This is a genomic window from Candidatus Saccharibacteria bacterium, assembly GCA_016432585.1.
In the GTDB taxonomy this organism is placed as follows: Bacteria; Patescibacteriota; Saccharimonadia; order Saccharimonadales; family Saccharimonadaceae.
The window spans coordinates 650,259-672,848 of record CP066696.1 but is presented as its reverse complement, the minus strand read 5'-3'; the positions used below and the strand labels follow the sequence as shown (position 1 = coordinate 672,848).

Annotated in this window: 23 protein-coding genes and 1 tRNA gene; 10 read left to right on the top strand and 14 right to left on the bottom strand. The window is 50.3% G+C overall.

What is annotated here, in order from left to right; translation table 11 throughout:
* The first annotated feature begins 91 nt into the window (after nt 1-91).
* On the top strand, nt 92-2,506 hold the full coding sequence (locus HZB75_03660) for a phosphoketolase family protein (GenBank protein QQG50602.1): 2,415 nt from the start codon (nt 92-94) through the stop codon (nt 2,504-2,506).
* Nucleotides 2,479-3,660, top strand: a complete 1,182-nt coding sequence (locus HZB75_03655; protein QQG50601.1) for an acetate/propionate family kinase — start codon at nt 2,479-2,481, stop codon at nt 3,658-3,660. The genes HZB75_03660 and HZB75_03655 overlap by 28 nt, the downstream gene beginning before the upstream one ends.
* Here the strand turns inward: HZB75_03655 and HZB75_03650 are convergent.
* Nucleotides 3,648-4,457 (bottom strand): HD domain-containing protein, encoded by an 810-nt coding sequence (locus HZB75_03650; GenBank protein ID QQG50600.1) that lies wholly within the window; start codon nt 4,455-4,457, stop codon nt 3,648-3,650. The genes HZB75_03655 and HZB75_03650 overlap by 13 nt on opposite strands.
* A gap of 125 nt (nt 4,458-4,582) precedes the next feature.
* Here HZB75_03650 and HZB75_03645 point away from each other — a divergent pair, with 125 nt between their 5' ends.
* Nucleotides 4,583-5,401: a hypothetical protein gene (locus tag HZB75_03645; GenBank protein ID QQG50599.1), complete on the top strand. Its 819-nt coding sequence runs from the start codon at nt 4,583-4,585 to the stop codon at nt 5,399-5,401.
* On the opposite strand, the gene HZB75_03640 is transcribed toward HZB75_03645, so the two are convergent.
* Genes HZB75_03640 through HZB75_03620 form a run of 5 tightly spaced genes read right to left on the bottom strand, consistent with a single transcriptional unit; the run spans nt 5,372 to nt 10,895 of the window.
* On the bottom strand, nt 5,372-5,767 hold the full coding sequence (locus HZB75_03640) for a response regulator (GenBank protein ID QQG50598.1): 396 nt from the start codon (nt 5,765-5,767) through the stop codon (nt 5,372-5,374). The genes HZB75_03645 and HZB75_03640 overlap by 30 nt on opposite strands.
* 2 nt (nt 5,768-5,769) lie before the next feature.
* Complete coding sequence (locus HZB75_03635) at nt 5,770-7,317, bottom strand: HAMP domain-containing histidine kinase (GenBank protein ID QQG50597.1); 1,548 nt, start codon at nt 7,315-7,317, stop codon at nt 5,770-5,772.
* The gene (locus tag HZB75_03630; protein QQG50596.1) at nt 7,308-8,408 is read right to left on the bottom strand and encodes a DUF3048 domain-containing protein; all 1,101 of its coding nucleotides are present in this window, start codon (nt 8,406-8,408) and stop codon (nt 7,308-7,310) included. The genes HZB75_03635 and HZB75_03630 overlap by 10 nt, the downstream gene beginning before the upstream one ends.
* A 47-nt stretch (nt 8,409-8,455) precedes the next feature.
* On the bottom strand, nt 8,456-9,895 hold the full coding sequence (locus HZB75_03625) for a glutamate--tRNA ligase (protein ID QQG50595.1): 1,440 nt from the start codon (nt 9,893-9,895) through the stop codon (nt 8,456-8,458).
* A 31-nt stretch (nt 9,896-9,926) separates the two neighbouring features.
* Nucleotides 9,927-10,895, bottom strand: a complete 969-nt coding sequence (locus tag HZB75_03620) for a DUF4367 domain-containing protein (GenBank protein ID QQG50594.1) — start codon at nt 10,893-10,895, stop codon at nt 9,927-9,929.
* Nucleotides 10,896-11,020: 125 nt separating this feature from the next.
* On the opposite strand from HZB75_03620, the gene HZB75_03615 reads away from it, so the two are divergent.
* Nucleotides 11,021-12,466 carry a PEGA domain-containing protein gene (locus tag HZB75_03615; protein ID QQG50593.1) on the top strand — a complete coding sequence of 482 codons (1,446 nt, stop codon included), beginning with the start codon at nt 11,021-11,023 and terminating at the stop codon, nt 12,464-12,466.
* A 3-nt stretch (nt 12,467-12,469) separates the two neighbouring features.
* On the opposite strand, the gene HZB75_03610 is transcribed toward HZB75_03615, so the two are convergent.
* On the bottom strand, nt 12,470-13,747 hold the full coding sequence (locus tag HZB75_03610) for a sortase (protein ID QQG50592.1): 1,278 nt from the start codon (nt 13,745-13,747) through the stop codon (nt 12,470-12,472).
* Between the two features lie 58 nt (nt 13,748-13,805).
* Between HZB75_03610 and HZB75_03605 the strand changes: the two genes are divergently transcribed.
* Nucleotides 13,806-13,892: transfer RNA gene (locus HZB75_03605), tRNA-Leu, on the top strand.
* A gap of 47 nt (nt 13,893-13,939) precedes the next feature.
* On the opposite strand, the gene HZB75_03600 is transcribed toward HZB75_03605, so the two are convergent.
* The 5 genes from HZB75_03600 to xth are packed head-to-tail and all read right to left on the bottom strand — an operon-like array spanning nt 13,940 to nt 17,583.
* Nucleotides 13,940-14,719, bottom strand: a complete 780-nt coding sequence (locus HZB75_03600; GenBank protein QQG50591.1) for a hypothetical protein — start codon at nt 14,717-14,719, stop codon at nt 13,940-13,942.
* A 52-nt stretch (nt 14,720-14,771) separates the two neighbouring features.
* Nucleotides 14,772-15,557: a hypothetical protein gene (locus HZB75_03595; protein ID QQG51367.1), complete on the bottom strand. Its 786-nt coding sequence runs from the start codon at nt 15,555-15,557 to the stop codon at nt 14,772-14,774.
* On the bottom strand, nt 15,526-16,038 hold the full coding sequence (locus HZB75_03590) for an 8-oxo-dGTP diphosphatase (GenBank protein ID QQG50590.1): 513 nt from the start codon (nt 16,036-16,038) through the stop codon (nt 15,526-15,528). The genes HZB75_03595 and HZB75_03590 overlap by 32 nt, the downstream gene beginning before the upstream one ends.
* 10 nt (nt 16,039-16,048) lie before the next feature.
* Nucleotides 16,049-16,780 carry a hypothetical protein gene (locus HZB75_03585; GenBank protein ID QQG50589.1) on the bottom strand — a complete coding sequence of 244 codons (732 nt, stop codon included), beginning with the start codon at nt 16,778-16,780 and terminating at the stop codon, nt 16,049-16,051.
* Nucleotides 16,781-16,782: 2 nt separating this feature from the next.
* Nucleotides 16,783-17,583, bottom strand: a complete 801-nt coding sequence (gene xth, locus HZB75_03580) for an exodeoxyribonuclease III (GenBank protein ID QQG50588.1) — start codon at nt 17,581-17,583, stop codon at nt 16,783-16,785.
* Between the two features lie 120 nt (nt 17,584-17,703).
* Between xth and HZB75_03575 the strand changes: the two genes are divergently transcribed.
* On the top strand, nt 17,704-17,958 hold the full coding sequence (locus tag HZB75_03575) for a hypothetical protein (protein ID QQG50587.1): 255 nt from the start codon (nt 17,704-17,706) through the stop codon (nt 17,956-17,958).
* A gap of 55 nt (nt 17,959-18,013) precedes the next feature.
* On the opposite strand, the gene smpB is transcribed toward HZB75_03575, so the two are convergent.
* Nucleotides 18,014-18,487 (bottom strand): SsrA-binding protein SmpB, encoded by a 474-nt coding sequence (smpB, locus tag HZB75_03570; protein ID QQG50586.1) that lies wholly within the window; start codon nt 18,485-18,487, stop codon nt 18,014-18,016.
* A 120-nt stretch (nt 18,488-18,607) separates the two neighbouring features.
* A complete protein-coding gene (locus HZB75_03565) occupies nt 18,608-19,180 on the bottom strand; it encodes a CDP-alcohol phosphatidyltransferase family protein (protein QQG50585.1) in 573 nt (190 codons plus the stop codon).
* A 175-nt stretch (nt 19,181-19,355) separates the two neighbouring features.
* Here HZB75_03565 and HZB75_03560 point away from each other — a divergent pair, with 175 nt between their 5' ends.
* The 4 genes from HZB75_03560 (at nt 19,356) to HZB75_03545 (ending at nt 22,588) form a co-directional block, all read left to right on the top strand.
* Nucleotides 19,356-19,973 carry a hypothetical protein gene (locus HZB75_03560; GenBank protein ID QQG50584.1) on the top strand — a complete coding sequence of 206 codons (618 nt, stop codon included), beginning with the start codon at nt 19,356-19,358 and terminating at the stop codon, nt 19,971-19,973.
* Between the two features lie 153 nt (nt 19,974-20,126).
* Complete coding sequence (locus HZB75_03555; protein ID QQG50583.1) at nt 20,127-20,918, top strand: hypothetical protein; 792 nt, start codon at nt 20,127-20,129, stop codon at nt 20,916-20,918.
* A gap of 133 nt (nt 20,919-21,051) precedes the next feature.
* Nucleotides 21,052-21,759, top strand: coding sequence for a UMP kinase (gene pyrH, locus HZB75_03550; protein ID QQG50582.1), 708 nt, complete (start codon nt 21,052-21,054; stop codon nt 21,757-21,759).
* Between the two features lies 1 nt (nt 21,760).
* Nucleotides 21,761-22,588, top strand: a complete 828-nt coding sequence (locus HZB75_03545) for an alpha/beta fold hydrolase (GenBank protein QQG50581.1) — start codon at nt 21,761-21,763, stop codon at nt 22,586-22,588.
* The last annotated feature ends 2 nt before the right edge of the window (nt 22,589-22,590 follow it).

Sequence of the window (22,590 nt, the reverse complement as noted above, 5' to 3'; positions counted from 1 at the left end):
GTGCGATACCCCTTATGCTAGTGTATACTTTACGCGGATGACGTATCTGTGAACACGACGAATAGCGTGCTTTGTTACATGTGGCTACAAAATGTCATTATTTTTAATCAATTTCCTCTCGGGAAATATAAGGGGTATAATAAACATAAGCATTATGAACGAAAATTTTACATCTATCGATAAATATTTACGTGTGGCAAACTACCTCACGGCGGCGCAGATTTTTTTACAAGACAACTTACTTATGGAGCGGGATCTTACGTTTGACGACGTAAAGCCTCGCCTGCTAGGACACTGGGGTAGCGGACCGGGGGTTAACTTTGCCTATGCGCACCTTAGCCGTCTGGCAAAAAAACATCAGCAAGATATGATGTTCGTACTTGGCCCAGGGCACGCCTTTCCTGCCCTGCAAGCGAATCTTTTTCTTGAGGGTACGCTGAGTAATTTTTATCCAGAAGTACCGCAAACTCTCGAAGGTATCGAATACATGTGTCAGCAGTTTAGCTGGCCATATGGTTTTCCGAGCCATTCCAACCCCGGCACGCCTGGCGTTATTTTAGAGGGTGGTGAGTTGGGCTATTCCCTTTCGACAAGCTACGGAGCGGTGCTTGATAACCCGGATCTTTTGGTTGCATGCTTGGTAGGTGACGGCGAGGCTGAGACTGGGCCGACCGCGGGATCATGGCACTTAAATAAACTTATCAACCCGCGTAAAGATGGCGCAGTTTTGCCTATTCTTCACCTGAACGGATACAAGATCTCGGCCCCTACGGTGTTTGGTCGCATGAGCGATGCCGAACTTACGTCGTTATTTATTGGATACGGGTATAGTCCGCGAATCGTGGATGTTACGACCTCCGATAATCACCATCAACTCATGAGTGACGCGCTAGAGTGGGCGCACGGTCTGATAAAAGAGATTCGTGAAAGCGACCCCGACACAACCCCGCACATGCCAATGATTATCATGCGCACGCTGAAGGGCTGGACTGGCGTTAAAGAACTAAACGGTGACAAGATCGAGGGTAACTGCCTTTCGCACCAGGTGGTTCTTACCGAGGCGAAAAGCGACGAAAACCAACTAAAACTACTAAACGAATGGCTGCACTCATACAATATTAGCGAGTTATTTAGCCGTGAGACCGGGTTTGGTGATTTTGTAAAAGATATTCTACCCGACCGCCTCGAAGACCGTATAGGCATGACGCCTCACGCACTTGGTGGCGATCCTGTTTACAAGCCTCTTATTTTGCCAGATGCCGCAAAATACGCCGAGGATGCTGAAATTCCAGGCACTATTGGTAGCAGTAGTATGCGTCGTGCCGGCGAGTATCTCACCGAAGTTTTCAAACTAAACGCGCACAATAAAAACTTTCGTCTTATGTCGCCAGACGAAACGTATTCGAATAAGCTCGATGCGGTGTTTAGCGAGACTTCCCGTGCATGGCAGTGGCCGATTATGGATTGGGACAAAGATCTTTCCCGCGATGGCCGGGTTATGGAAATGTTGAGCGAACATAACCTTCAGGGATTGATTCAGGGGTATGTTCTTACCGGACGCCATGGTATCTTTGCAAGTTACGAAGCGTTTATTCAGGTGATCGTGAGCATGATGGATCAGTATGCGAAGTTTCTTAACCACGCCCGCAACGTCGAATGGCGAGGAGAAGTTCCGTCGCTCAACTATATCCTTACGAGTTCTGGCTGGCGGCAAGACCACAACGGGTTGAGTCACCAAAACCCTGGATTTATCGATGACGCGCTGCGTCGCCAGGGTGATTTTGTCGATGTGTACTTTCCTGCCGATGGCAACACGACCCTTGTCGTTTTGAAGCATATGCTTGAGAGTGTGCAAAAAATCAATGTACTGATTGCTGGAAAAACTCAAGAACCACGTTGGCTGACGCCCGCACTTGCTGAAAAACAACTAGAAGCAGGGCTTATGGTTTGGGATTTTGCCAGCGACGAGAACCCGGATATCGTTTTGGCGGGTGCTGGTGACTATCCTATGAAGGAAGTTATGGCGGCAATCGACCTCATTAACCAAGAAAATCCGGATATTAGGGTGCGCTGTGTGAATATTAGCTCGCTCACGAGTTGTGGACTGGGCCGGGGCGGCCTTTGTGTGCCACAAGAAGGCTTTGAGCGCAGCTTTACTTCGGACAAGCCGGTAATCTTGAACTTCCACGGTTACCCAGAGACAATGAAATCGATACTGTTCAACTACACCCACCACCCCGGGCGATTTGATATCCGTGGTTATATCGAGAACGGTAGCACGACGACACCATTTGACATGCACGTCCGTAACCGCACCAGTAGGTATCACTTGGTTATGGCGGCGTTTGAAAAGCTTGCTGTTACCGGGCGAATCTCTGAGGAGGAGGCCAGGCGCGTTATCGACACCTACCAAAAGAAACTTGACGACAATACGGAATATATTAAGGTGCATGGTATTGATATACCAGAGATTGATGCATGGGTGTGGCCGGCTCGTTCAGCTTAATAGCGAACCCTGGGAGTGCCAGTCGCAAGTACGCGCTTTATGAGGGCGCGGCCTTGCGGGCGACACTTCATTTTGAGTGGTCTCGTGGAAAAATAATCTGCACACTAATACGCGGTGCAGATTCTTATAGTGAAGATGTGGACATACGACATTTTGATCAATGTGCCTCGCTAGTGCTTGCTATCTTGCAAAAGCGCAAGGTAATGACCAGCGATGATGTCGTTGAAAAGGTTGGGGTGCGCGTGGTTGCGCCAGGTGCGTATTTTTTGGCCGATCGTATTGTTGATGACGGCTTTATTGCTGAACTTGCCGCCGCAAAGGCGCGAGCTCCCCTTCATATCGCAGCCACACTCGAAGAAATCGAAACGCTTCGCCGGCAGTTTGACGCCGCTACTATTGTCGGTGTTTCGGATAGCGCGTATCATATCACGAAGCCCGATTATGCCTGGAATTATGGTATCTCGCTAGAAATAGCCGACCGGTTCGATATTAAACGATTTGGCTACCATGGTCTTTCGGTGGCGTCTGCTGTGCGACAGTTAACGAAAGCCGGAAAACTGCCCGAGAAACTTATCGTTTGTCACCTGGGCAGTGGCGCCAGTGTTACGGCCGTTTATAAAGGCGAAAGTATGGATACTTCTATGGGCTACTCGCCGCTTGAAGGGATTATCATGAGTACACGAAGTGGCTCGATCGACCCTACGGCAACACGCGTCCTGCGGGATGTGTGTGGCTTAAACGATGGGGGGCTCGAGAAACATCTCAATACCGAGAGCGGTCTTTTAGGTCTTGGCGGCTCGTCGGATATTCGCGAGCTGTTAGAGCGTGAGGCTGCGGGCGATACTCGTGCGCAACTGGCATTATCGACATATGTTCACAGTGTTCAAAAAACAATTGGCCAAATGGCGGGCGTGCTTGATGGGGCTGATGCAATCGTATTTACCGGAACTGTTGGTGAACGCTCTGCGCCAATTCGTGAACGCGTTATAGAAAAGCTTCACTATCTTAGTTTTGTCCTTGATGAGACAGCTAACAAAAACTGCACGGCAAGTAAGGTGGTGACAGATATCAATCACGCAGGGTGCTCGCCTATTTGGGTGGTTACCGCAAACGAGGCTGACGAAATGGCTCGTCGTCTTGACTATCTAAGCTGACGAATGAAAGACATGTCGCGCTCGATTAACTCTGGCCACGATTCAATTGTGCCACTTTCAAGTTGGCGGAGAATCGTTTTAGCAAATGTTGTCACCTGGCGGCGATGTGTTGCGAGCGTGCTTTCACCTGTAGGGTGAGGATATTTGTACGTCTCGAGTAACTGTACTTGTCCACGTTGAAAATCGGTAATTTCATCAAACGGAATATTCTGCTCTCTTGGCATTCCTTTGATTTCTCTAAATAATTGATGCGACAACAAAGGACCTTCCGGTGTATAAAGCTCGCCAAAGTCCCCACAAGCGACGCCAAGGCCAAGGAGGCGTGCGTCTTTATCTGGGTAATCAAGCCGGGTTGCCATCTGTCCGACTATTCGCTTTCCAGAAAAAATAGGCTCCGTTCCCTTGATTGCAAGGCCGCCAATATGTCGGAGAGGCTCCGGGAATACCCGCGCGCGTTCGAGCTGACCCTCAAACCACTCGGCGCTTTCGTTCTCGTCTCGGCCGCGCCCTTTTAGCTGCACCAGGTCGTGGGAATACCCTGCGGCCTTGGCGACGGCAAGCTCTGGCCTGGATAGTCCCATGCGTGTACATACTTTTAGCGCTGCGTCGCCTACTGCCCTAGCGTGGTGGCCGTTGTGGTACGACAGTTCATGAGAGCCTGGTCGCCACGACGGGTAGCCGCATCCGTACCTTCTGTCGACAATATCAAGTGCCTGATCCCCAACCTTATCGGCTTCTCTTACTATTTTATTGTCGTCATGCTCAAAATTTTTCCATGATGAAATACGCTCACTCATGTCAGCTCTCCTTTTCGTATGTAGCGAATATCTTCGCGTTTTTCTAACGATTTAGAGTGTAGCGTGGGTGGGAGATTGTTTATATCTGTTGCGCAAAAAGTGCACAGGTGTTAAAAATAGAAGGCATGTTTAACAATACTCAGGTGATACGCGCCTACTTTTTTAAACTTGGTCTTAGCGCAGAAATCGCCGATATTTACTTGGCACTTCATGCCTACGGTCCGCAATCAATATCCGACTTGTCGCGACACTCTGGTGTCGAGAGGACTCGGATTTACCGGCTAATGGACGAAATGCTTGCGAGCAACCTTATAGAGGTCGAGGTCCAGTACAAAAAGAATATTTTTCGAGCGGCTCCAATTACTAATCTTCAGGTGCTGATTGCGAAAAAAGAGCAAGACCTAAAAGACCTGCAAACCGAATTGACACAGCTCCACGCGACGCTTACGAAAGCTGCAGATAACGCGCCAGCGACAAGGATACAGTTTTATAAAGGCGATGACGGCCTGAAGCAAATGTATTGGAATCAAACAAAAGGTAAAAGCGAGAACCTCGCGATACTCTACGAAAATATGCAGATTCGTACAAATCTTGCGTTTTTTGAGCGATGGGCGCGAACATGCAACGAACGAGGATTGAAGTTTCGTGGCATTATTAATGATAATTTTATAAAAACCCAGCAAGATTGGTACGGTAAGCACTCGAACGAGCGGCTAGCCTCGTGGCAGTCGCGCTATTTGCCCGACGGTGTGTTTTTAATTACCCATTCTGTCGTGATTTACGATGACGTAACGGCGTACTATAACTGGAAAGATGGAGAGATTTTTGGAGTGGAAATGTACAACCAAGAAATCGCCGATTCGCAGCGGCAGTTTTTTGAAATGCTTTGGAGTCAGGGATTGCCTGTCGACGACTTAAAGGGTTTGAGCCGGGAGATCGTTTAACTTTTCGATAACGGCGAGTAGCTTTTTCGGCGTTATTTCGGCCTTAATAAGATAGGCGTCGGCGTTATGCTGCATGGCTGCTCGTGATTCGTCGTCTTGATCGAAGTTGGTTAACACAACAACTCGTGTCTTTGGAATAAGATCTTCGTCGCCGCCGCGCAGTGCGGCCAAGATTTCGCTCCCCCGTCGTTCGGGAAGCATGATGTCAAGTAATATAAGGTCGTACTGTTTATTGCGGGCGGCAACAAGGCCATCGTTGCCGTCGACCATCCAGTCGACATCGTACCCCGCCTTTTTAAGGCTTCTTACATACATCTCGCCAATAAAACGGTCATCTTCGATACACAGAATTGTTTTAATTGCCATAATTACCCCCTGTACATAGCGTGGTTCTTAATCCAGCCGTCTTCGTTGTGTTCGATGAGGCCTTCGTTGCTGTTGTCGTTTGCGCCGAGCTTTGCTGCCACTGTGCTGTATATCGGAAGACTGAACTCAAATGTCGATCCAGAGCCTTCGGCGCTTCGCACTTCTATTTTACCACCATGTGACTCAACAATTGCCTTACTAATGTAAAGCCCGATGCCGGTTCCTGCGACCGTTTCGCGTGATCGGTGTGAGCGATAGAATTTGTGAAACAGGTTACTAACGACGCTACCTGGCATCCCGATGCCGTGGTCTTCTACGGAAACCTTGATAAATTCCCCGTCGGCTTTTGCGGTAACAGCGACCAAGCCACCTTCATTGCTGTATTTAATCGCGTTGTCGATAAGATTAGAAAGCACCTCGCTAACGCTTGCACGGTCTGCGGCAATTGTCGGCAGATTATCTGGAAATTGCACGGTGAGCATGCGGTTTTGACTTGCTGCGCGCAGCTGCATATCGTCGCTGATCGTATCGTAAATATCCGCGATTGCATCTTCGCGAAGATGTACCTTGAGGTGGCGACGGTCGTAGCGCGATGCGTTGAGAATATTATTGACGTAGCTACTGAGGCGGTTAGCAGAAACAACAAGTCGTTTTAACAGTTCGAGCTGATCTTCGTCGAGTTTCTCCTCTAGTTCGTCGCCCAGAACGTCTAGGTAGCCACGAATAACGGTAATTGGTCCGCGAAGCTCGTGCGCGGCGAACGCGATAAAGTCGAGATCATCGTCTTCGGGCTGGTATTCGGAGGTACGCTCAAAAAGCGCAAGCACAACCTCGGCTTCGCTTCCTTTTTGGTAGGATGCCGTAACGTCGTAGATTCTTCGCCCTTCCTCGCCAGTTACCTTGTTTGCAATACGTTGCCAGCTGTTTTCGGCATGAACCGCGTGGTCTTCGCAGTCCTTTAGCCAATCTTGTAGGGTGGGCTGTTCGTCAAACAGAAGGTCGATTATCCTTTTCCCTTTTGGATCGGTGTGAACTGGCGCCTTGTCGTTGGCGTAAATGACCTCTTGTTTGGTGTTTAGTACGATAAACCCGATCGATGCGTTGTTAAGCGCTGTTGGAAAATCCGTTTCAGGATCATCTTTTTCGGCGACGTCTTCGGCTTTGTCTTTTTTTGCCGCAAGTTCATAGATTAATTGCAAAAGTGGCTTGAATCCGTCGCGTTCAAAATGCTGCGCGTTAGGGTTTGGAGGCGTGACAATTGTCGGCTCGCCGGATACATGCGTGAGAGCGCTTGTAAGATCCTTAAGGGGTGCGGTAAGAATATTGATAAGTAGTAGGTTTATGCCGATCGAGCTAGTGAGGATCGCCAGAAGAATAATCCAAAAAGACGTTGTTGGCACCGTAACGTTGGTTGCAATAAGGGCAAACCCAACAGCGAGCGTGCCCGCTACCTGCATAAGAATGGTTGTTAGTGTGGCGTGCATTTTGAAGCGTGGCCAGTACGAACGGATCATGCCCTGTGCTTTTTCGGCCTGCTTTTTTACTTCCATGAGACGCCTCCACCGCTGGTTGGAACGGCTGCAATCCAGGTTTGTCCTCGTGCAAGAGGCACGTCAACGCCCTTGGAGTCGGTGAATGTAATTTGCGATGCTCGTGATGCCTTGTACCACTTAACCTTTTGGGCGGTTCCATTTTGGAATATAATCGCTTCACCACTACCAGTCGTTTTAATTGCTTCGCGATAGCCATCTTCGAACACGCGTTGCATGCTGACTTTCATGGCGATGACGACCTTTGGTGTAATAGTGCCATCTTCGCGGTCTTTGTGTGGTGCGCCGGCTATGTAGCGAGTGTAGCGGTTATTCTTTTTGTCGTATTTGTAGCTGGTGTTGAATAGCGGTCCACTGAAGTTAATTGTTACCGAATTTGCCGTTACTTTTTCAGCTGGCTTTTCGTCGGTTCGCGAAAACCCTGTAAAGGTAGAGGTTTTGTATCCTTTTGCCTTATTTAATGCGTCGAGTTTTTTGAAGCTGGTGTAGACATTGTGCGGTGCGTAGCGGTCGGTTGAACGCCAGTAGTAAGCGCTGTTGAAGAACTGGTCGATATCACGGTACTTTCCGCTACGGACTTCTTTGAGCGCGGCAGCGCTGCCACCGATATGTGCGACGCTGGCATTGTATGGGGCGAGCCAATCCACATAGTACATGCGGAGACTGCGAACGGGTCCAATAAGTTGAGGCTTATCTTGCTGGTGGAGTGTGAGAAATCGAGTAATACCACCTTCGGCAATGGCTTCGTACACAATACCCGACTTTTTTAACCCAGATTGCGGCCTGGCGTCGGGGCTGTTTTCTATCATGATTGCTGTTACGGGCATTTTTGTTTCAGCCTCGCTGGAAACGGCTAGGCCTGTGAGTGGCGAATAGTAGAGTGGCTTGTCATCGATCTTCGCAATAGGGGTCGGTGTGTAATGCTCGATTTCGGGCATTTTTTGCGACAAAAGCGCAAAAGTAATGCCGGCAGCAATGAGCACCAAAATAGAACCCCCTATCGCCAGCGAAGCGACTCGGTGCGATACAATCCATTGCCGTAGGCGGCGAAAGAATTGACGGATTCGAGACTGCTTAGTTTCGTCCTTCATGCTTGTGGTTATTATAACAGAAGCAGCGTGTGAATAAGAGGGTTTGACTAGCTATTTGTTGCGTGATGAGCGGCTTGTCGAATACGCGCAAGCGCGTTTTCTTTGCCGATAGCGGCAAGCGTGTCGTTTAGTGCCGGGCTAAACGGTGCCCAGCTGACGGCAAGTCGAATAAGACTAAAGAGCGTGCCTGGCTTTTGGCCGGTCGTCTCGAGTAATGTGTTGAGTGTATTTTGCAGCGTTTCAGGCTTGAAATCACTATTCTCGAGGGCATTTGCGGCCTGTGTAAGAAGTGAAGCTACCTCGCTGTTTTCTAGCTTTTTAAGTTGCTTGTTAGTTGCTATCATTTCCCAGTCGATAGTTGGCTCGGCAAAAAAGTACGATGTCATTACAGGCAGGTCGCGAAGGGTTTTTAGGCGATCTTGAACAAGGCTTAGGATCTGCTTTTTATATTCAGAATCGCTTCCATTGGCGCTTTCTGGCCAAAAGCCTTCAACACGCTGGTAAAGATCGTCGAGGCTTAGGCGACGGATCCACTGTCCGTTCATCCATAGAAGGCGTTGTTCGTCAAAACGTGCACCGCTTCGCTGTACCCTGTTGAGCGTAAACTTTTCTATTAGTTCTTCGTGGGTAAAGATTTCTTGTTCGGTGCCATCGTTCCAGCCGAGTGAGGCAATGAAGTTCGTTAACGCTTCGGGTAGAATACCATCGCGAATGTAGTCGAGCACATCTTTCGCTCCGTCGCGCTTGCCAAGTTTTTTACCGCCTGTTTCGCCTAAAATGTGTGGCATTGTCGCGAAGATTGGTGGGGTGATTTGCAGCGCGTCGTAAAGATTGAGGTAATTTGGTTGACTCGAAATAAACTCTTGCCCACGAATAATGTGCGTAATTTCCATTTCGGCATCATCAACGATATGTGCAAAATTATAGGTCGGGTAGCCGTCTGACTTTATAAGAATAAAATCATCGATCACTTCGGGGCCCGTAGAGAGCTCACCCATAACTTCGTCGTGCCAGTTGTAGGCCTTTGGCTCAGACTTAAAACGAAGGGGTTGGGTGCCATCCCAGGCTGGTGGGTTTTCGGGGCGGTGGTGCCGGTATAAAAACGCCTGCTTGTTTGCCTTGGCTTCGTCGCGAAATGTCTGAATCTCATCTGGTGTGTAGGGATCGGCGTAGGCGCGCCCCATGTCGATAAGCTTTTGTGCCCAGACCTTGTATGTTTCAAGGCGGTCGCTCTGTTTGTAGGGCTCGTATGGTCCACCGATTTCGATGCCTTCGTCGTACTGAATGCCAAGGACGTCAAGGCATTTCAAAAGATGGTCAGCGCTTCCCTCTACCTCGCGCTTTTTGTCGGTGTCTTCAAGGCGCAAAATAAACTTGCCGCCATCATGTCGGGCGACAAGGTACGCAAAAAGACCGGTGCGGATGTTGCCAACATGAAGAAAACCTGTTGGACTTGGAGCGAAGCGAGTACGTGTAGTGGTAGGCATATGCTGTTATTATAGCAAATAACAGAGGCAATTACATACTTGTTGCAATACGACGGATCTGATCGTTCGAAAGCGGTGCGTCACCAGTTAGTTTGTAGAGGACGCCGCCGTTAATCCAGGCTGCGTTGTTGTCGTAAATATAAATCTTCAGACCACGTTCGATGTAAGGGTCGATATATCCACCGTTAGATTCTTTGGCAACATAGTTCTCTTCAAGAGCGGCCGAATCCCAGTTGGTTTTGGTTTGGCTTATTGAAAAAGCCTGAGGCCCCCCGTTGGCGGCAAACTTCATAAGAACTTCGCCATCGGTGTACGCTACAGGACCGCGAAGACTGTAGCCATCTGGGCGATATTCTGGGTAGGTTGCATTGACGCCCGCTTGGGCCGCGGCAACCCGAACAGATAGGCTCGGCATATTAATATAGGTAAAGTAGCCACCAAGAAGAAGTAATGCGAGACTGGCTGATGCCAGACTAAGGAATCGCGAAGAGCGTTTTTTAGGCTGTTTGACTTGTTTGTGGTTGGCGCTATGGCTAGGAGCTTTTTGCAGGGCTTCGGCAACAGCCTCTTGTTTAATGACATTCGATGGTTTTGGCATTGGCTGTGCAGTTTGAGCTGGCACATGCGACGACACGACAGGCTTTGCTTGCTGCATTTGTTGGTGAGCCTTTGTGACCATTGGGTGCGATACGGGTCCGATATCCATTGAGCGTGCACGAGGTTTGGCGCTCGTTGGGTGGGGTGCGAATTTGGTAATGGCAGGACTTTTTTGCATGACACGTGGCTGTACAGGAGCGGCTACCTGCATACGTTTAACAGCTTGGCGATTGAGTGTTTGTGATTTTTGGATAACCTGGTGAACGGAATGCGAGTGGTGCTCCTCGGGTTTTGGTGTTTGCGGTGCGGGGTTAATGCCGTGAAGCGGCGTGTTTTTCCGAATCGGCATACCTGTGTGCGCGTCGTACTCTGTGCCGTTGATCGTGACTGTTCGCTGATTCATATTTTTCCCCTTGTTTACCCAAGAATTTATGTGTTCGTTTTTACATAACTTGTTATGTTTTATAGTAGGTAATCTGGCGCAAATATGCAAGAGTTTCCTCTAAAGTTGCTATAATACTAACTGATATGTATCGTCCACCATCTAAACGCAAACAATTGATTCAGCGTACTGCCGTGTATAGTTTTATGACCATCGCAGTGGTCGGTCTTGTTACGGTTCTTGTTCTTGTTATGCTCGGATATCAGTTTAATCGCAACGAAGGTCGTATTGAACAGGGTGGCCTGCTTCAGTTTGATTCCCGTCCTAATGGTGCGAATGTAACGATTGACGGCAATGCTTTTGGCACGCGCACGCCCTCAAAAACAACACTTAGCTCGGGTCAACATTTCATAACAATGACGCGTACCGGTTACCAAACTTGGCAGAAATCGGTTGATATCGTGCCGGGCAGTGTTACGTGGTTAAACTATTCGCGTCTGATTCCCGTCGATCTTCAGCCCGCCTTGGTCGCTGATTTTAGTAAGGTATCCTCGACTGCCGTGTCGCAAGATGCAAAGTGGATGGCGCTGAAAGAAAATGTCGCAGACGCATCTATCCGTCTTGCTAATTTAGCGGGTGACGACGTTGCGCTTAAGACAATTGAAATACCAACAACGGTATACACAAAAGCTAAAAAGCACATCTTTACTATCGAAAAGTGGGATCCAGACAGTCGTTATATTCTTGTGCAGCATACCTACGACGGCAAGCGTGAGTGGCTTGTTGTTGACGCAGAAAATGTCGGTGCGTCACAGAACGTGAGCCGACTGCTCGATATCGATGCATCAAAGGTTGTTTTTAGTGATGGAGATAGCCGTATTTTGTATGTTCAGATTGGCACGGATATACGTCGTATAAATCTGAACGAGGCAACTATGTCGCGTCCGCTTGTCGACAACGCGGCTGATTTTTCGCTATATAAGGCATCGACAATCGTGTTTACGACAACTCAGGATACTTCGACAAAGCAAAGAAGTGTCGGTTTTTATAAAGAAGGAAGCGAAAAGCCTCAGATCGTTCGCTCGTATGATAGTAATAAGAACGTTTCTCTTCATCTAGCACTTGGCGAGTATTTTGGTGATACCTATTTTGCAATAAGTCACGGTAAAAATATCGACGTGCTTGAGGGGGATCTTAACAACGTGGCAAATGTTAAGTCTGTCGCAAGCTTTGCGGCAACCGCGGCTGTTGATCACTTATCTATCGTGACGAATGGTCGCTTTATTATTGCTCAGCACGGGGCTGCCTATACTACCTATGATCTTGAATTTAAAAAATCAACGAGTACTTCACTAAAAGGTGCTGCCGTGGTTAGCGATGAACTTCGCTGGCTCGACGATTACACTGTTTGGAGCGATCGTGACGGCACGGTGCGATTGTATGAATTCGACGGCGCTAATCAGCATGATATTATGACCGTCGTGCCAGGTCTAAGTGTGACGCTCAGCCCTAACGCAGAGTATCTTTACGGTGTTAACAAATCAGATAATGGCGCGTATCATTTACAGCGCGTACGCTTGATACTTCCCTAGTTCTTAGCTCTCGCCACCGCCGAATATCCGCTCAAGGAATGTTGGCGAATTGCCTGGAATGCTTGCGGGTTCGCTGGTCGTATCCGTTACAGGGGCGGCTGAGGCATCTTTTGGACTTGGGCTGACTTGTTCGGCGGTAACAAGTAACCGGTTAAGAGAGGTCCCGATTGGCGTACAGGTAATAAGTGTAAGAATAGGCTTATCTGTTGCGTAGACAAGCTTATTAACCTCTGTTGGCTTTACTACTTCCTTTTTTGTAATCGTATAAGTGTAGCGTTTGGATTGGTAATTAACAAAAATCGTGTCACCCTTTTGAAGGTGTTCAAGGCGCGCAAAAATAAACTTGTAATTACCGGCGTCGATAACATCGTTACTGGAGTGCCCTGAAATCACAGTGTTTCCTATCTGCCCAGGTCTGCTGTTTGCCCCAGGTATACCAAACCACGCCACACCGTTTTCCATGGCTTTCATTTGCGAGGCGTAGTCTGGTTTTGTATTGTATTCTACTGGCACGTCGACATTAATTTTTGGAATAATCAGTTTTGGTTCGGCGCTCACAACGACATCCGTTGTTGGGTCGATAATGATATTGGCGGGGTCGATATTTCCCGGGCTAATATATGCCTGGACATTGGCAAAAAGCACACGGTTGTATTGTAGAAAGAGGAATACGAATACAACACACAGTGCTGCGGCAATCGGCATAAAGTGACGGCTCTTGCGCGCTTTTTTAGCTGTTTCTTGAATGTTCCCAATAACCTTACGGCGGAGGTCATAGAGTGCTTCGTCGCGTGAGAGAGTCTCTGGCTCTTGAGGTGTTGGCGTAATGCTGCTTGCCGGTTGCGGTGCCGAAGATTGTTGATTCGCTTCTGCTGCTCGGGCTTCAAGCGCTTGTTTGGTGCGGTATACCTGGCCAACGTAATAGCGTTCGTAGTATTTTTGGTAGTAATCCTGCCACGCGCTATGATATTGCTTCCACTGATCGGCTTGAACTTCGGCGGTGTTCGTTTGTGTTCGTTCGTAAGGGCTCTCTGCTTCTAGTGATTGTTGCGTGGCTGGCGGTGTGGCTGTGGCGACTGGTGTTGTTTGCGGCGTTGGAGTTGTTGTGTTGCCGCTGTAGATGCTTTCTAGCTGATTGCGTGCGATATTTGCCGCGGCATCGATATGTGCGGGCGTATTAACGTGCTCGTTTGCTGTCTCTGGGGTATGAAGAAGTGATCGCTGTGGTACCAGCGGCGTGCCCACTCGCCTGCTTGTATTATTTTGATCTTCTGGTCTCATCTATGGATTCCTGCTGTCATCTATTGTACAATACATTGGTAGCAACCGCTATCCACACGCCGCGGTGGTGGAATCGGTAGACACGCTAGACTCAAAATCTGGTGAGCATTAGCTCGTGCCGGTTCAAGTCCGGCTCGCGGTACCAAAGTAAAACACCTCTGTAATAAGAGGTGTTTTACTTTTGCGGAGTAATCATCCCTGACTTTCGTGCCCCGCCGCCAAAAAGCTGCCTTGCGCCAACCGGCGCCGAAGCTGCTCGTGCCGTTCGCTCGCGCTATCTGGCGCCATGATTTTATCGAATAATACCTTTGAGGCATAAGCAAGTCGCGCTCTGTCATCGGCTGTGTGTGATCCCTCGAGCTCGCGGAGAATACTTCTGGCCACCGAGTCGGGATTTTCGGGTTTTCCTGCGTGTTCGTCGAACTCGTTAACTCCGATAGGGATAACCCCCTCTTTTCTACTATTCTCAGCGTCAACGGGTCGTAGGATAGTCTTTACTTGCAGAGGGAGGCCATCGGTTATACTTGCGGTTGCAAGCGGCGTTATTTTAAGATCTATCCCCTTGGAGATATCCTCTTGCCTTGTTGAGGGAATGACGGTGGCGACGGAACTTTCATCGAACGCATCATGAAGCATGACTCCTATAACTGCCAGCTCACTTAATCGCCCGACGCGGCGCCTGCGAATGAGAGCCTTATTTGAAAGTTCTCTATCGATCATCTCGGCAATGAGTCCGTATGTGTCGTTGGCTGCCGTTAGGCGTTCAGGGGTGGTTGGATGAAATGCGATGTCATATAGCGGAAGTGAGCGTATCTTTAGGTCTGCGTAAAAAGAGCCAAAGTGGCCTTTTGATGATCTGAGATTTTCTAGGGCGTCGCGGGCATCAGTAATATTACCCCGCAAAAGATGTTCATCGGCGAGATCTTCGTGGGTTGTGTTTGGGTGGGAAAGCCACGTCTCACGGCGATTCATTATATAATTTTGACATATATATGACACGAAGTAAATATTTTCGTGAAGCTATCTATTTTAGCGCAATACTTGCCGTAACAGCCTTTTGTAGCGAAGTGGGATTCCAAAGCCAGTAGCATGCGGCGTTTGTAGCGACACTTCCGCGCCAGATAGCCATAGGATTTTCCCATGCCATTGTTGTGACTGTGCCGTTTTCGGCGACTAAAAGATGGTCTTTATGTAAAACGAGGATTCCGACCGGATACGTAATGGTAAATTTGTGCAGCGCCTCAACAAGGCTGGCAAGCTGCATACTAAATGTAAGAATCTTTGGGTAATATACGCTTTGGAATAGCTTTTGTAGTTGCGCAAACGACACGACAAGCAGTGTATTGGGCCGCTCGACAATAGTAGAAGCACTGTTTTTTATAAGATCAACAGCGTCGCGGGTTATAGTGAGCTGCCCCTTATAATCTTGCAGAAAATCTTCGTAAAGGATAGCGGTTTCGCTGTTGCGGCCGGCATCACCAATCATAAGTATGTGATTTGCCCATGCGCCAAGAGCGTGCATTTCAGTGCTTGCCTCGCGTGCCAGGCTTCCCGAAGGGTTCGTGGCGCCAAAAATCGTATCGGTGATGGTTGGTGGGATTGTTTTACGCAGAACATCTGGCAAAAGTACGCGAACCTCACCTACTCCGGCATTTAGTGCGCTACCGTAACTTTCGGCAACGGCCGCGAACCCTAATTTATTGCCTCCAATAATCCCCAGCTTTCCCGCTAGAGACTTTTGTTCGGGTTTGTTCCATTCGATATCTGGGTAGAGTGGTTTATCGGTCTGTTGCTGCCAATATGGGCGTATTTCCATGGAGTAGCTCCTCTACTTCTTTAATGTCGTGAGTAAGCATATTTTCGGCTTCGTCGAAAGTAAAATTAGCGATAAGTTTTTTGCCGGCAAGCGCTTGTGGCAGCCAGTATTTGTCATCTTGCCACATGTTATCGTAAGGAATATCCTTTATTGCAAACCATTCTGGTGCCATTTCTTCGGTCTCGACAGGTTCGCCTTCCCACGTATCGCAGAGGTACGCATGCACGTACATGCGCCAAGGATCGCTACCCTTATCTTGAATAAAATCGTGTTCTGCTATTTTCCAGTAGTTAAGCGGAGTGACGCCGATTTCTTCTTGGCATTCACGCACAAGCGTTTGCTCGATAGTCTCGCCTGGATCAATCTTGCCGCCGATACCGTTGTAGCGGTCCGATCCAAAGCCGCGCTTTTTCATTGCAAGGAGTACTTCGTCGCCGCGAACAAGAAAAAGCAGTGTACATTCTTTGGTTGTCATTTATATCCTCCTAGTAGTAATTTCGCACAAGTTCGAGGATTTGTTGTGCATATTCTTTTGCCTGCGCCTCCTCTTGTTTACTATATTTTACAATATTAATAATATCTTGGGTAGTAGCATCGGGGTTATTAGGTGAATTAACCACCCACCGAACAAATGTTTCATGCTCGGGGTGTAAAAGCCATTCAAGCGACAACGCAGCTTCGCTCAGCCGTTTAGTTTTCTCTTCGCTTGCGGTGGGGTATCGCATCTCGAACCATGTTCGCCATGTATCTGGGTGGGTGCTAAGCCCTATGACAATCGTTTCACTAAATGGCAGGCGTCGCATAGGATCGACAACGTTAGAAAGTGTCGCTAGCATATTGTATTTATGGGCATAGTGCCGCGGCAGAGACCCATAAACACGCCCCGTCGTAGGGTGAATCGCATACTGAACGACGTTTTGTGCTTCGATATCGCTAAGTAGTTTGCCGAGAGATTCATCGGAATGGGGCTGGGTTTCGAACATGCCTGGTTCGTCGTCGGGGCGGGCGTCGCGCGTCGTAAAAACTGGCACGCGACCAAACGCAGTATCCGAAAGCGCAAGATGATTCATGACGTAACTTTTGCCAATAGCAACAGGCCCCACGAACATAATGAGGGTTTTGTCTTTTATGCTGCCTGCAACTTGAGCGTTGGGAGTGTAGGTGCTTTCTGCCCTGCGCGCGGCATCCAGTTTGGCTTGAATGTCGGGCGAAACCATAATTAAGCGTCTACCTGAATACTCACTGGGCAATGGTCCGAGCCCATGATGTCCGTATGAATGGCGGCGCTTTTTACCATATCTTTGCCTTTTTTGCTGGCAAGAAAGTAATCGATGCGCCACCCAACATTTCGTGCGCGCGCATTTGCCCAGTGTGTCCACCAGCTATAGTTTCCACCCTCTTTATTAAACAGGCGGAATGTGTCGGAATACCCCGCTTCGATAAGCTTGTCGAAACCTTCGCGCTCTTCGTAAGTAAACCCGTGCTTGCCGATGTTTGGCTTTGGGTTGGCAAGATCGATTTCAGTATGCGCGACATTTAAATCGCCGCAAAAAAATACAGGTTTCGTTTTTTCGAGCTGTTGAATGTGCTCAAGAAATGCTGGGTCCCACTGTTTGTGGCGCAACCCGAGGCGGCTAAGATCGCCTTTTGAGTTTGGCGTGTAAACGGTAACTACCCAGAACTTTTCAAACTCTGCCGAAAGAACGCGGCCCTCTTTCGATGGATCGCCGTAGCTGTCACCAGCTAGATTATATTTTTCGGCAATACCATCGGCGAACCCTTTTTGAACAGAGATAGGCTCGTGTTTGCTAAAGATAGCAACGCCACTATAGCCCGCCTTGTCGGCACTGTTCCAGTATTCGTGGTAATCTGGCAAATCAATAACAGCCTGGCCTTCTTTTGCCTTTGTTTCTTGCAGACACAAGATATCTGGCTGTTCTTTGGCGATAAATTCCTGAAACAATCCTTTGTTTATAACTGCGCGGATTCCGTTGACATTCCATGAATAAATTCTAAGCATAGTTCAGATTATATCATTTTATACGGGGATAGAGTTGCGATATACTGATACGGTCAGTGAACCGGATGCATGGATGGAGTGCAGATGTCTCAGTCTAGTTTGGCAGGGGTTCGTGCTGCTGTGTTGGCAGCCTACCGCTCGGGTACGAAACCCCTCTTTCACTACATCGTCGCAGAGGTGGGCGACTGTTCCGATGCGGAGGTCGGACGGTTCCTCGCCGAACTGAAGCGTCGCTTCAGTGGTGCGGACGCGGCCGCCGATGCGGCCGCTGCGTCATCGTGCATGGATCGCCTCGCCTACGGGCTGCAGGCGGAGATTCTGGCCAACGAGTCAGATGTCCGTGCGTCGAACGAAGGAAGAAAGGGCCGACGCTGACGACCCAGGGTGCGCCAGGACTCTTCGTGAGCCGGGCGCACCCTCGGGTGTTTTACTAGTTTTTCAAAAGGCGTTTATGGTCGCGTTCGATGTCGCGGCGTTTTATTGTCTCGCGCTTGTCGTAGTTCTTTTTGCCCTTGCCTAGCGCAATAACGATTTTAATAAATCGGCCTGTGGTAAGAAGTTTTGTTGGAACAATGCTCATCCCCTCTTTACGGCGAGCGGCTAAAACGTCGATTTGTTTGCGGCTAGCAAGAAGTTTGCGAGGTTCGGTATCGATAGTACGCGCGCCAACCTGCCCTTTTTGATTGAGTTTTATGCTAAAGCTGGCATTGTTGAGCCATAGTTCGTTATTTCGAATTGTCACGAACGAACCTTTTAGCTGTATATGGCCGTCGCGAGCGGCGCGGACTTCTGGTCCGGTAAGTGCTAGGCCTGCAATAATTTCATCGCCGAGTTCGTAGTCAAAGCGGGCCCTACGGTTGAGTATGGCTTTTGGTTGATCTGACTTCTTTTTCTTTTGCGGCATCGTACTACAAGTATACCTTATTCAACAGGGGTGTAAATAAGCGTCTAAAAAGAAAACAGGGCGGCCGCGGTTGCGGTCGCCCATGTCTCCTTCGTGCGTTGACGCCGGATCGGGTTGGACTCAGGCGAAGCGCCCGTTCCACCAGAGCAGCACCTTGTCGCGCTGGTAGACGGTGATCGCGACGAGCGCATTGACGGCCACCGCGAAGGCGAAGCCGTACCCGAACGCCATGTACGTGAACCAGAGCATCACGGCGACGATCTGAACGCCGCCGTGCATGACGATCATGTTGATGGCGATGACCCAGCGGTTCAGCGGGGTCACGGGGTTGTTCATGATCGCCACCATCCAGCCACCGAGTGCCACGGTCGCCACGAAGACGATCATGAGGGTGATGGACGGTGCGCTGAGCCACCCGGTGTGGTGGATGGCGTAGCCGATCGGAACGAGCGACGAGCCGAACGCGAGCGCCGAGTCGGCCAGGCCGTCGGCGTCGAAGTTCGGATGCGTGTCGCGGTAGCAGCCGTACTTGCGCGCGGCCAGGCCGTCGAACAGGTCGGTTGCCCAGCCGAGAGCGAGGAGTACGAGTGCTGTCTTCCACATTCCCGCGAGCGAGAATGTGATGACGCCCAGTACGCTCACAGCACGAAGGAGCGACAGCGTGTCTGCGAGGTAGATCGTGCGGCGGTCCATAGTGGTCCTTCCGAGGTCGTGCGCGGATATGCTGTACTCTTTAATTTAAGCATAAAATATATAGATTGTCAATACTCCACCTCTGTAAGGAATATTGATAAACTCGTAATAATATGATAAAAATAGTGGAGTTTACCTCGTAAACTACCCTTGTCGAACCGACGGAAGGTGCGTCATGCGTGACCTGCTTCTCCCCCTTCAGTGGGTGGTGAGCGGTGGATTTTGGAGCACGCTCCTGATCTGCCTCATCATCTGCCCGATCATCCCGCAGGTTGTGGGGATGCTGTTCGCGAGTTACTGGGCGCCGTGGAGTCCGCGGTATCAGTTCCTCTCGTACATCCCCGGAAACCCGTTTCTGGCACTGTTCATCGCGGGCATGTCGACGACGCTCCCCGGTGGGCACGTTGACCTCAGTCCCAAGCTGAACTACGCCGCCCTCTCCGGGGCGTTCGTTGCCTTTCTGGTGATGGAGTGGATGGACATGAGCGCGTACCGCGTCGATCAGATGCGTTCCGCCAACAAGCGCTACCACAACGCCCTGTACTTCTGGTACGGGTACCTCGCGGTCGCCTGCTTCATCACGATGCTCGGAACCGACGTGTCGGACGGTCGCAAGTGGCTGGTGACGGCGCCCGGGATTTTCTGGGTGCTTTGCCTCATTGCCGACAACTTCATGTCGGCCGGGGCGAAGCGGCGCAAGCTGGCGTTCGCACACACCAACAACCTGCCGCTCTGGCGGACGGGTTGGCGGCTGCGGCGTCGAACGCACACTGGCTACGAACTGATCGGCTGATCGCGACAAGGGAACGCCGCCCTAGTACCCACTGCAGTCTGCGGTGTGGGAACGGGCGGCTTTCTCTTTTGTTTATCTTCCACAGAGGTGGAAAAAGGAATGCTCGGACTGTATACTGAAGGGTGGATCATTTCCAATCAGAGAGAGGACGCCATGTCTAACACGGCGGTCTTACTGGAAGACATCGACCTCGCTACGCTTCGGCGTGAGGTCGACGCGAAGATTCAGCGATTCACTGCAGATGCGCAGTCAGCGCCCCCCGCGGGCGGTGAGCGGAAGTCGAACAACTTCCGTGCGCTTCAGCAGTCGATCAGCGGTCTCGCGGGTCAGCAGGAGGTTCTCGTTGCGGTCAACGGGGACGGTGGTATTGAGGTCGGCGAGCTGTCGGCGGTGTGTTTCGTGGGTGCGCAGGACACTATCCTCCTGCGTATCTTCTACCGCGTCGAACAGCGAGTACTGCTTCAGTACGAGTACGCCCTGTGCGTACAGCGGCGTGGTCAATCACCGGTCAAGTGGACGGACGCCAAGGCGTTCCTCCGCGAGTATGCCCGGCGAACCACCGTGCGAGTTCCCGTGGGGATCGACATGGGCCGCACACGCTCCAGCGCCACGGAACTGCTCGAGACGCTCCGCACCGGAGGTCCCAAGAAGGTTCTGTTCCGGGGTGCGGAGCTGACGGCGGCCGAGGTCGAACACCAGATCAAGGGGCTGCGCCCTCTGTTCGTGCTCGGCGATAACGCGGCGACGCTGGATGTGGGTAGCTACAAGGCCGCATGCTTCCTGTCGGACGGCAGCGTCCTGAAGCTGCGGGTATTCCGCTCGGATCCGAGCGGTTGGCTGCACGCCACCTACCAGCTGTCGGTCGAACCGAACCGGCCGGCGGCACATCGTCGGCTGCGCGGTGCCGGCGGCACGAAGATCCGCTACAACTGGCGCAGCGCGTAACAGCGCAGCCCGGCTCTGAAGTAGAACGCCCAACAACGGCCACCTACTGGAAAAAGATTCCACCCTTCCGCCCGTGCGATCCACGGCGGGAGGGCTTTTCCATTTATGAGGTTTTTACTGGTATACTATTGCCATGTATAAGCGTATTCTTTTGAAATTATCGGGTGAACAACTTCAGGGAAAATTTGACGGAGGGTTCGACGCCGAGCGGGCAACGTGGATCGCGGCAGAAATTAGCAAGATCCAGAACGCAGAAGTAGTGGTTATGATAGGTGGTGGAAACTTTATTCGCGGCGCACAGCTTGCGGGTAACGGTATCGGCCGCGTGACGGCCGATAATATTGGCATGCTCGCAACGACTATGAACGCATTGGCATTAACCGACGTATTTAACGCAAATGGTGTCGAGGCGCGCGTTCTTACGAATATCAAAGCCGACCAAATTGCCGACCAGTTTACGCATCGTCGCGCACTGAGTCATCTTCGCAAAAACCGCGTCGTTGTGGTTGCTGGTGGTATTGGCCGGCCATATCTTACAACCGATACCGCGGCAGTCAACCTAGCACTCGAACTTGAATGCGATGCTATTTTGAAGGCAACAAAGGTCGACGGTGTGTACGATAGCGACCCGGCAAATAACCCGGCAGCCGTAAAGTTTGATACGCTTACCCTGCAACAAGCGGTCGAACAGCCCGACATACGGGTTATGGATAAGGCAGCGATTGCGCTTGCCTACGACCACGATCAATCAATTGTCGTTTTTGAGCTGCTAAAAGAAGGTAATATTGCGCGTGCTTGTGCTGGAGAACCAATCGGTACCACGATTACCGCTGGAGAATAATATGGAATATGCCGCGTGGAGCCAGACACAATTGAAGCGGATTTCTATTCGCGACGGCCGTCAGGTGACGAGCGTCTGGTGCAGCTCGCCAAGCGACTTGCCGCTTATTGTGCTGGTGCATGGAATCAGTGGTGATCATGCAGGTTTAGTGGCGCTTGCTCACGACCTAGTGAAAACCCATCGCGTGGCAATCGTTGATCTACCGGGCCACGGCAAAAGCAGCGCCTTCCCTCTTCCGGATGCCACGGCGCTTCAGCAATGGTTTAATCGAACTATCGACGCTATAGAGCAGAAAATTGGTCCAATTGCCGCAATCTGTGCTCATTCATTTGGCTGCTCTGCTGTGCTCGACGAGGAGATGATTCGGCGGCATAAAATCATTCTTCTTAACCCGGTTCCGACACCTAGTGCCATGTATGCTCGGTATTCCCGAATGATTATGGATTCGGCTCACTTTTGGGCGCATATTTACAATTGGCGAGGGTTTATTTTGCTTCGCGGCATGACACTCGCAAAAGTGCGCACCCGCGAGGCGATGCGCCGCGTTCGCTGGGTGGGCTGGAACTCACGAGCTACCTATTCGCAAATTGTGTTCCAGTCGCGGCTTGTTGATATTATTCTCGACGCAGGCGCCTACAAGCATGCTCGCAGCGGGGTTGCGCTAGTGGTGTGTGGTATGTTTGACACCACTGCACTTGAACGCGATTCACTGGACATGGAAGAAGTTTTTGGCGATACGCGCGTGGTGTTTCTGCGCGGTGGCCACCTGTTGCCTATTGAATCACCCGGTCGCGTTGCCTCACTCATTCGCGAGGTCGTGGTAAACTAAGG

Bases quoted from the DNA above. Each gene is read 5' to 3' on its own strand.
- HZB75_03635 (QQG50597.1), bottom strand. From the start codon at position 7,317: ATGGAAGTAAAAAAGCAGGCCGAAAAAGCACAGGGCATGATCCGTTCG.
- HZB75_03640 (QQG50598.1), bottom strand. From the start codon at position 5,767: ATGGCAATTAAAACAATTCTGTGTATCGAAGATGACCGTTTTATTGGC.
- HZB75_03650 (QQG50600.1), bottom strand. From the start codon at position 4,457: ATGAGTGAGCGTATTTCATCATGGAAAAATTTTGAGCATGACGACAAT.
- HZB75_03660 (QQG50602.1), top strand. From the start codon at position 92: ATGTCATTATTTTTAATCAATTTCCTCTCGGGAAATATAAGGGGTATA.
- HZB75_03565 (QQG50585.1), bottom strand. From the start codon at position 19,180: ATGGACCGCCGCACGATCTACCTCGCAGACACGCTGTCGCTCCTTCGT.
- HZB75_03555 (QQG50583.1), top strand. From the start codon at position 20,127: ATGTCTAACACGGCGGTCTTACTGGAAGACATCGACCTCGCTACGCTT.
- HZB75_03655 (QQG50601.1), top strand. From the start codon at position 2,479: ATGGGTGTGGCCGGCTCGTTCAGCTTAATAGCGAACCCTGGGAGTGCC.
- HZB75_03610 (QQG50592.1), bottom strand. From the start codon at position 13,747: ATGAGACCAGAAGATCAAAATAATACAAGCAGGCGAGTGGGCACGCCG.
- HZB75_03620 (QQG50594.1), bottom strand. From the start codon at position 10,895: ATGAATCAGCGAACAGTCACGATCAACGGCACAGAGTACGACGCGCAC.
- HZB75_03560 (QQG50584.1), top strand. From the start codon at position 19,356: ATGCGTGACCTGCTTCTCCCCCTTCAGTGGGTGGTGAGCGGTGGATTT.
- HZB75_03585 (QQG50589.1), bottom strand. From the start codon at position 16,780: ATGGTTTCGCCCGACATTCAAGCCAAACTGGATGCCGCGCGCAGGGCA.
- HZB75_03625 (QQG50595.1), bottom strand. From the start codon at position 9,895: ATGCCTACCACTACACGTACTCGCTTCGCTCCAAGTCCAACAGGTTTT.
- HZB75_03590 (QQG50590.1), bottom strand. From the start codon at position 16,038: ATGACAACCAAAGAATGTACACTGCTTTTTCTTGTTCGCGGCGACGAA.
- HZB75_03545 (QQG50581.1), top strand. From the start codon at position 21,761: ATGGAATATGCCGCGTGGAGCCAGACACAATTGAAGCGGATTTCTATT.
- HZB75_03630 (QQG50596.1), bottom strand. From the start codon at position 8,408: ATGAAGGACGAAACTAAGCAGTCTCGAATCCGTCAATTCTTTCGCCGC.
- smpB (QQG50586.1), bottom strand. From the start codon at position 18,487: ATGCCGCAAAAGAAAAAGAAGTCAGATCAACCAAAAGCCATACTCAAC.
- HZB75_03615 (QQG50593.1), top strand. From the start codon at position 11,021: ATGTATCGTCCACCATCTAAACGCAAACAATTGATTCAGCGTACTGCC.
- HZB75_03600 (QQG50591.1), bottom strand. From the start codon at position 14,719: ATGAATCGCCGTGAGACGTGGCTTTCCCACCCAAACACAACCCACGAA.
- HZB75_03645 (QQG50599.1), top strand. From the start codon at position 4,583: ATGTTTAACAATACTCAGGTGATACGCGCCTACTTTTTTAAACTTGGT.
- xth (QQG50588.1), bottom strand. From the start codon at position 17,583: ATGCTTAGAATTTATTCATGGAATGTCAACGGAATCCGCGCAGTTATA.
- pyrH (QQG50582.1), top strand. From the start codon at position 21,052: ATGTATAAGCGTATTCTTTTGAAATTATCGGGTGAACAACTTCAGGGA.